At 51.1% G+C, this 8945-nt stretch carries 6 protein-coding genes; all 6 read left to right on the forward strand.

The features are described 5' to 3' along the window. The first annotated feature begins 248 nt into the window (after positions 1-248). Positions 249-812, forward strand: a complete 564-nt coding sequence (locus tag PG5_RS31695) for a hypothetical protein (RefSeq protein ID WP_020801168.1) — start codon at positions 249-251, stop codon at positions 810-812. 195 nt (positions 813-1007) lie between these two features. Further along, a complete protein-coding gene (locus PG5_RS31700; RefSeq protein WP_020801169.1) occupies positions 1008-2414 on the forward strand; it encodes a site-specific integrase in 1407 nt (468 codons plus the stop codon). 467 nt (positions 2415-2881) lie between these two features. Beyond that, positions 2882-3175 (forward strand): hypothetical protein, encoded by a 294-nt coding sequence (locus tag PG5_RS31705; protein ID WP_052024749.1) that lies wholly within the window; start codon positions 2882-2884, stop codon positions 3173-3175. 1 nt (position 3176) lies between these two features. Continuing rightward, positions 3177-4214 (forward strand): conjugal transfer protein TraF, encoded by a 1038-nt coding sequence (gene traF, locus PG5_RS31710; RefSeq protein WP_256229742.1) that lies wholly within the window; start codon positions 3177-3179, stop codon positions 4212-4214. Beyond that, the gene (locus PG5_RS31715; protein WP_020801172.1) at positions 4198-5625 is read left to right on the forward strand and encodes a conjugal transfer protein TraH; all 1428 of its coding nucleotides are present in this window, start codon (positions 4198-4200) and stop codon (positions 5623-5625) included. Before traF ends, PG5_RS31715 begins: the two co-directional genes overlap by 17 nt. Next, a partial coding sequence (locus tag PG5_RS31720) for a conjugal transfer protein TraG N-terminal domain-containing protein (RefSeq protein ID WP_081648204.1) occupies positions 5625-8945 on the forward strand: 3321 nt, incomplete at its 3' end. The genes PG5_RS31715 and PG5_RS31720, both read left to right, overlap by 1 nt.

Below are 8945 nucleotides of genomic sequence, written 5' to 3' on the forward strand. Positions count from 1 at the left end.
CTAGACCTGTTGGAACTGTAAAATAATAACTCAACTAAATAGAGATTTGTGTGAGTTATCATTTACCATTGGATTGCGCCTTCATGCTTAAGGGGATGGTGTTCTAGTATTTTAGTTTCTAATTCATGTCGCTAATTTAATTTTATAGGGTTCTTGGCGAACTTGAAATGGTTGTATCGCCGACAAAAACGCTTAGGTTCTGTTGGAGTTAATCTCGGATAAAAAAGCATCACTTTGGAGCAAGCCTAATGCAGCAGCACCTAACGCCCTGGATGGTCGAGAGCGCTTACCGTTATTTGAAGGCGGCAAAGCATCTTAAATGCGGCCATGACATGCTAGACATTGCTCAGATTAATGCTGCAGTCGGTATGGAAATTCTCCTCAAAAGTTTCGTATCGAAGCCCAATGGCAAGCTTGGCCAGGCTGATGAAACCTATGAGCTTGACTACGGCGCGATAAAGGTTGCGCACGATCACTTGAGAACGGTAGGTAAAATTCCCGCTTATCGTAAGGACAGACCGCCTAATAAGCACGATCTACTGACGTTGTTCTATGCGATTCCTGAACCGATTAGAGTACGTATTCGTCTTGATCGTCATGAGCATTGGATTGAAAAAGACCGCGAAGTATTCACTAATTCTCGTTATCGATACGAGAACGGTGCTCCGAAAGGATACGACGATATTCTGGTCGGGGTCTTGGACGAACTGATCGATGAGGTTGTTGCCTGGTATCGTGAACAGGGCTGCCGAGACTTATTCATCGTGTGTTATGGGATGCCGCCCTTGGAGCGGTGGCCTGATCGCGACTGATCCAATCGGTGCGCCATGGTTGCGATTCCACTCTGGCAGCGTGTCTCGTTGTGGGGTGATCTTCACATGTTGCGCTCGGCGGTAGAGCGAAAGAAATGAATGTAATATTCGATAATGGGTAGAACCGTATTTTGCATTTAGCGCGAAACACGACTAGATTAGCGGCGTGTCCACAAATCTACGAATGGCAATTTCATGGCAAACCTGATCCCGTTGTTCGAATCGCACGACCGATTCCTTGAGCTTAACCATAACAACCTTTCTCAAGAACAACCGGTGGTCATCAGCTACCTGGAATCCTTCCCGGGTGATCTATGTGCTCTCGATGGCTATCGAGCTGTCAGGAGCTTCCTGCGCTCTTATGAAGGCAATTCGGCAACCTTCAATTCCTATCGTACACACGTCGAGCGTTTGCTGCTCTGGACGCTTCTGGTTTGCAAAAAGCCGCTTCTGGAAATGACCCGCCAGGATGGCGAGCGCTTTATGGAGTTTTGCATAAAACCGCCTGCAGATTGGATCGGTCCCGTCGTCAAGTCTCGGTACCAGCGTGCCGGCGGTCGAACCGCTAAACCCACTGATACATACACGATCAATCCGGTGTGGCGTCCATTCTTCCTAACGGTAAAAAAACCTGATCTCAAGCTCGCCAAGGAACAAAACAAAGAGCCTGAAGTGAAGCCCTACAAGATTAAGCAGGACTCAATCGCCCAAATCTTTGCCGTGTGTGGCAGCTTTTTCCAATGGGCAGCTGACGAAGGCCTCTCCAACAACGCCAATCCGATCCGCGCAATTAAGCAAAAATCGAAGTACAAACAACGGGTTGTGGCTGACGAGAAAGCAAAGTCGTTGACAGCGCTTCAGTGGACTTTCGTACTAGAGACGGCCAAATTAATGGCTCATCAAGCAGCAGTCGAATCGCAAGAAGCCCAAGCAGCAGCCAAAGCGAACAAAGTAGAACTCGACGATGAGAGCAAAAAGGCTCATAAGGCCAAGCTAAGGCGTCTTGAGAACAAACTAAAGGTTTGCGAGCGTACCCTTTTCATCATCGCCACCATTTATTCCATGTACCTTCGGGTGTCCGATCTGGTTGGTCGAGATAATTGGGAGCCCATGATGAGTGACTTCCGCAAAGATGACCACGGGAACTGGTGGTTCCATGTAATTGGTAAAGGCAACAAGTCGGCTAAGATCAGTGTCAAAGACGAGTATATGAACGTCTGGATGGCTCGTTACCGGCGTTTCCTCAATCTGACGTCTACGCCCTCCCCTGATGATACTGCTCCGCTCTTGCACTCCATCAAGGGCCGAGCAGGCTTGTCAGAGGGGCATATCAGGAGCCTTGTTCAGGAGGTCTTCGATTACGCCCTGGAACGAATGCGTGCGGAAGGTTTTCCTGATGACGACATCAAGAACCTCCGTTCAGCATCACTCCACTGGCTACGTCACACCTCGGCAACAGCTGACGCCAAGGTGCGGGATCACAAGGATCTCCAGGCTGACCTGCGCCACCAAAGCTTGGCAACCACGGTCGACACGTACTACAACAGCCGAGATGAGGAGCGACATCGCTCCAATAAGAACCTCAGCATCGAGGATCGATAAAGCAGAGCACGGCACTGCAATCAAAGACAACACTATGAGTTACGATCCGTAAACCGTTGGCGCACGGATCACCAAAGGGTTTTGATCCTAACTCGTTCGCGGCCCCGGCCCAGCATTCCCACCAACGAAAGTTAGCGCCTGGGAGACCCCGCTGCTTGTGCCCTGCCTCACACCTCATCAAGTTGACCAGTTGGAGGCGCTCGGCGCTGCTCAGCAGTTTAGTCTCAGCCCCCAAGGCCCTAAGCTGCGACGCTTACGTCACCGCTGGTTTGAGCCTCTACCTGCTTATTTTGTCGAGCTCTGCGTTCTAAGACCATTCAATGATCGTAGAACCTGCAGCAATCAAAAACCCGCCCCTCGGCTTTGCCCGCTGTAATTACTGCCCCCCAGATTGGGCCCAATTGGCCGCCTTTTGAAGAGGTCGTTCCCTAGCATTGAAACATCAGATTTCAATGTGTGGAGTGGAGATGCTTCAGATCTCGCAAGGTCGTGGCCAACAGTCATCTGCTGTAGCTGGCAGCAAGAAAAAGAACGAGTCCACCCTACAGCGCCTCACGCGTATGTATGGCGATCAAATGTCCGTTGTCCAGGTAGCCGCTGAGCTGAACTATTCAGTGACCTATTTCCGGAAAAAGATCGGTGCCGCTGACTATCAACACCTGGGTTGGGTGAAGGCAATTTATCCAGCCCGCAAAAAGTGTGGACGGTTTTGGGTTTACCGTACTGAGTCGGTCGCAACCTTCCTCGATAAAGGGGTTTGACGTGCGCGCCACGGTATTTTTGGGTGCTGCAGTGATAGCTGCGCTTGCGCACGGCGTAAACGCAAGCGAGAGGCCAGAAGAATCTTCCCTACCTGCCGCCGGCGGTAGTAGTTATTACAAGGGAAAGGCCGAAGGGTGGTTCTGGTACAAGGACCCACCTAAGGAAGAAGAGGAGCCGAAGAAGGAGTTGCCTCCTCCCCCCCCCCCACCTCCTCCGCCGCCGGCGCCGCCGGAAGAAAAAGTCGAACCTCCGGCCCCAAAAGGACCTGAGGTGTTCAGCGTTGCCTGGATCAAAAAGAACCTGCCGAAGTACCGTGACCGAGCCATCGACAACCCGACGGACGCGAACGTTCAGGCCTATTACTACCTACAACGCGTGATGATGGACAAGGCGTCGCGGTTTTCCGAGGCATCGTCGCGCGCGATCATGAAGGATCCTTTTCTGGACGAAGATAGTCGGCGTCCAGTCGCGACATACGCAGCGAATGCAATGAATCGCGAGGTGACGGCCAACAAAGACAAGGTGCTGCGCAGCCTGGCTGACAGGGTTGGGGTTTTCTTTTTCTTCAAATCAAACTGCATGCTCTGCGCCGAGCAGGCCAATGTCCTGCAATCGCTGACAACATCGACTGGAATAAACATCATTCCAGTTTCGCTTGATGGCGGGCCCCTGGATAACAACGCGTTTCCGAATTACCGGATAGACGATGGCCAGGCCAAGAAGCTGGAAATCTTTCAGACCCCTGCCCTCGCTTTGGCCATGCCCCCGCAAGGAACATCAATCGTTGGATACGGCGCCATTACCCTCGACGTGTTGTTCAATCGGATTCTGATGGCCACTCGCGACGCTGGAATCATTGACCATAAAACATTTGCGAGCACGCAGCCGTTCTTCGACAACGGACTTCTGTCGATCGATGACTCGGAAGGGATCGATGAGGAGCTTCTCAATGATCCTCAAAAATTCGTGCAAAGCATGAAAGCCAAGTTGGCGAGAAAGGCTATTGACGTGGAGACCCCTGATGCGACTGAACAGTAAATCAATCATTCTGGCTTTGGCCATCGGTGTAGCTCCGGCAGGTGCATATGCTGACATTCAGTCGCAACTTGATTCCATGTTCGATTCGATGTCGAACACTACTGAACCTGGTGCGTACGAAACAGCCACACGTGGTGTTATTACCGGTGGCTCATTGCGAGTCAGAAATAAGATCTCAAACGCTCCAATCGTTAACTTCCGACCGCCCTCCTTCCAGGCTGGCTGTGGCGGCATCGACATGTTTGCAGGTTCATTTTCCTTCATCAATGCTCAACAATTCGTTCAATCATTGCGTTCGGTCGCATCTAACGCTGTCGGCGTAGCCTCTGGCTACGCCTTTAAACTTGCACTGAACGCCATGGGTCCGACTGTTCACAACGTTATTCAAAACCTACAAGAAGTTATGCAGGATATTAACAGTCTAATGTCCAACTCTTGCCAACTTGCACAAGGATTGGTTACAGACGCTTTCAGTTCCTTCACCTCAAAAGAGACGATGAGAGCGGCCAACATTAACGTGTCGGGCGGCGTTGGCGATGCCTTCTCCTCGCTCATGTCAGGCAGCCTAACCTCGAAGTCACCAAAAGAGCAGCAAAGTGACGCAGGACTGTCCAAGGCCTGTGAGGACATTGGCAACGTCGTCTGGTGTGCTATGACACAGAATAATTCAAGGGGGTTCTTCCAGTATGGGTCTCGCCAAACTGACGAAATGATCATGTCCTTTACTGGGACCGTCCTTATAACGGCCCTTGAGAACTCCGATGATGGGAAAGGAAAAGTTCCAACTACAAAGTTCTACGGTCCTACCTCGATTACATTGCAGGACATCGTTGAGGGCAAAAAAACAGAAACTGTCCCAATTTACGATTGTTCAAGTGATGAGGCGACCTGTATGACAATTAAAACTCAGCAGATATCGTTTGATGGTCTAGCTGAGAAAATCGTCAAACAGTTCAATGGTAACGCAAGCTCGCCGGGTATCGTGTTTAAGTGGGCTAATAATGCTGGCCCGTTTAACTCTGACGAAGTGGCCATCATCGGAGCACTCCAAAAAACCGGCTTCTCTGCCATGATTCAACGCCTAGCCCAGCATAGCGAGTACATGGCTAAGGGCTTCGTTAGCGCGCACTCTAAGCAGCTTGCTCTTGACGGCGCTCATTCCCTTGCTGAGTCCTACATCAATGTGGCCTCTGAAGTTTTGAAAAAGGGGAAAATGGTTGACCAGCTTGGTGAAACAAGCAAGGAGTTCCTGTCTGAATCACGTCAGCGGCTCACTGCAGAGCACCAATCACTTCTTGCAAAATATGGCAATGACAATGACTTGGTCAAGGACTACCAAGTTCGCATGCAGATCATGCCACCACCCAACTTTATTGCCACGATGGGCGCTAACGCTGTGAGGCCAAACTGATGGAGTTCACAATTTATTCAGTAGGCTCTGCAGTTTATCTCGAAGAGGTTTTGAACTCGGTCGCTATGATCTGTGGCACCGGCGATATCGAGTCCTTGGCACAAATTGGATTTCTCATTGGCGCCCTTATTTTAGGTTTTCAAGCAGTTTTCAATAACACAGCGATCCCATTTCAAAAACTTTTAATTTGCCTTGTGCTTTACATGGCCATGTACGGTCCTTCGGGTCGGGCAGTTATTGAGGATGTGTACGACGGTGATGTGGCGGTAGTTGATAACGTCCCGCTTGGTCCATTAGTAGTTGGATCGATTATCTCCAACATCGGGTACAACCTTACGAACCTTTTTGAACAGGCATTTTCGACGCCTGCAATGACAAAGTATGGATTTGCAGATCCGATTGAAACTTTGATGAAAGTTCGTTCCGTAACTGGAAATTTGATGTCAATTCCTTCGTTTACTAATGGGCTGGGGGCCAATAAAAACCTCGTTAACTCATGGTCCAATTATTTCCGAGAATGTACGCTGCCTATGCTTGGAACAGATCTCCAGGACTATGCTGACCTGTATCGGGCGAACGACCCAATGGGGGCCGCGAGATTCAATAGCAGCGTCTACTACACTCAGATTTTCGATGGTCCCGCGGGTGGCAGAACACTAAATTGTTCTGACGCGCATACAGCTCTGGTAAACCTGACGGACTCAGCAACTGATAACGTCATGTCTGAGATTGCTACCGCCGGCTTTAAGCGCCCAGGAAAATCCGTCGATCCAGATGCAGTAGCCTCTCGAATTGGGGATTCGCTGTACGCGTTGAATATGTCAGCGACTGACGCCCGCGCCTACACAATGTCGTCCGTCCTCTATCCGATATTTCTCCAAGCGCCTGGTCAGAAAGCTGTTGAGGATCTGCAGGGCTCGTATGGCGTCATGATGGGACAGGCCATGGCTCAGCAAAATACGCAGTGGGCTGCCGAAGGTACGCAATTTACGAAGTATGTGCGGCCATTCATGACCTTCTTTGAAGGCCTCATCTACGCAATTACGCCGCTGATGGCATTCCTCATTACGATGGGTGGATTCGGTATTGGGCTTATCGGCAAATACCTGATGTTGCTGGCGTGGATGATGCTCTGGATGCCGGCCCTGGCGATTGTCAATCTCTACACGGTTTCGTCCACTGCGAGTGCCATGGAGGCCATTCTCCAGACCTCGTCGTTTGATGTTGGCGGGACTGGGGTGTCGTTCGAGATGCTCAAGCAGATGGGGCCAGCTCTGGAACAGGCTATCGGTGTCGCTGGGTTAATGGCCTCCTCCATCCCGGCGATATGCTTGTTCCTGGTATCCGGTACGGCGATTGCTGCATCTGGCATCGCAGGTCGTATGAACGGTTCTGACAAAATCGACGAGAAGATTGCCAGCCCGGATGTCCTTACCCCGTCGGCAGGACTGCAGACCACTCCCTACGCAACAAGCGACTTCGACAAAGGCGTGCGAATCAATGGGTCGGAAAATCAGCGTGGCAATATCTCCGTTGGGTCCATGCTGAGTGAAACGATTCAAAGTTCAAAGGCGACTTCAGAGGGTTCCTCTCAGGCCTTTTCTAAGCAGTTCACAAGCACGATGGGCAAATCACTCGATAACTCGAAGACGATCGGGGAAGCTGCTGATATTGGCCATTCGCTTCAAACCTCACTTGGTTTGGATAAAAACGCTGGGTTTCAGGCCAAGTACGATGGACTTAGATCTCAAGGGTATAGCGCAAACAACATCGATGCGGCTATTGCGAGTGTAGCTCTGAGCGGTGGCGTCGATGGCAAACTGGGCGCCTCTGCAGCTGCCGGCGTTGATGGAGGGCCGACAGGCGTTAAAGGAGGAGTCAACGGAAGTCTTGGGCTGAGTGGTGGTGTAACAGGATCGAGTACTGACCAAACATCGCGTTCTGATGGCAAGGCTTATGCGGATACTGTGTCTGCAGTCAAGTCATCGGGTCTTGGCGAAACAGTGAAAAGCGCGCTTCAAAAAACAGATGGCACTACCTTGGCCAAGAATTTCCAAAGTGCAGACCGTTCAAGCATTTCTAAGGCGGACCAGGAAAGCCTTTCAAAATCGGCCCAGAAAACCATTAACGATCAGATGGCCTATCAGAAGATAAGCGGTCTGGCGAATACCTATGGGTACTCTGAGGACATGAAGCTGGACTCGTTGACGGGCAAAGTTATAAACGAAGGCCGTGATCGCGCGGTTGTCGGCGACGCTATGAATAAATACGGGCAAGAATTTCAGCAGAACCAGCAGATGTTCAGTCAGACGATGTTGGACCCCAAGCGGGCCAACACAGCAGCGGCGTTGTACACCTTGGCAAAACACCATGATTTCGAGGCACTGACTGGTGCCACCGTCGACTATGACAAGAACGCGAATCTGCGTTCACCGTCAGTTGGCAATGTGGAAGCGGAAGCGAACAACGCTGGCCATATGGTGGATACAGGAGCGTTTAACTCTCGGTTTAATCGGGAGAAGACAGCCGCCATTGCTGATGCGCATCAGAATATCGCCGAAAAACATGAGCGAAATGATCGCATTGTGGAAAACGACGGCGAAGTTTATGCGAAGAAGGCCTTGGATCCTTCAGCCGATAGAGCTGCTGGTCGCATCCGCGATTCGGCCACCGAAGTCAACGATCGGGGAGAGTCCTCGTCTGGCATACTTGCTGCGGCGTCGAATGGCATTGGTTCGACATTGGGCACGCGTGCAACACGTGAAGAGTACGTGCACGAAGGTCAACGACTGGGTCTTAATCAGGCTCAAGCAGATGTGTTTGCAACAGCAAGAGTTGGGGGCCTCACTGATAACTCGAAGGAGCGTTGGGATAGTTATGCTGCGTCCAACCATATTGATAAGGACTTGGCCAATGGGATGTATAAGCAGCTAGTTGAGGCGGGACTTCATGACAATGGGTCTGGTGGGCATCTTGCCGACATTCTTACCCTGAACCAGCGAGATAACATTGGTGCTGACATTACCTCAAACTCGGCAATTCCGCGGCAGGAACCGCTGTACACCGCCCCGCCCCATTTAGTGAACAATGGGCAAGGGAACCCTACTAATGGATATGGCGGAAATGCTGCCGAGGCAGCATCCCACAACCAAGTACAAAGGCCGGATCTGGATCGAGTGCAAAACAGCACTCCCAATATTACCAGAAGCTCAAGCGATTCACGGACAGACGTTCCGTACTCTCAAGGGCTTGGCCACGCGCCAGACCAGGGGCGTGTAACCGCGCCTAGAGAGGAAGGTGTGAGCGACCTGCCAAGGCAG

Origin of the sequence: Pseudomonas sp. G5(2012), assembly GCF_000408945.1 — a bacterium.
Taxonomy (GTDB): Bacteria; Pseudomonadota; Gammaproteobacteria; order Pseudomonadales; family Pseudomonadaceae; genus Aquipseudomonas; species Aquipseudomonas umsongensis.

Excerpts from the sequence above, each read along its gene's own strand:
- PG5_RS31695 (WP_020801168.1), top strand. The coding sequence starts at position 249 with ATGCAGCAGCACCTAACGCCCTGGATGGTCGAGAGCGCTTACCGTTAT.
- PG5_RS31715 (WP_020801172.1), top strand. The coding sequence starts at position 4,198 with ATGCGACTGAACAGTAAATCAATCATTCTGGCTTTGGCCATCGGTGTA.
- PG5_RS31700 (WP_020801169.1), top strand. The coding sequence starts at position 1,008 with ATGGCAAACCTGATCCCGTTGTTCGAATCGCACGACCGATTCCTTGAG.
- PG5_RS31705 (WP_052024749.1), top strand. The coding sequence starts at position 2,882 with ATGCTTCAGATCTCGCAAGGTCGTGGCCAACAGTCATCTGCTGTAGCT.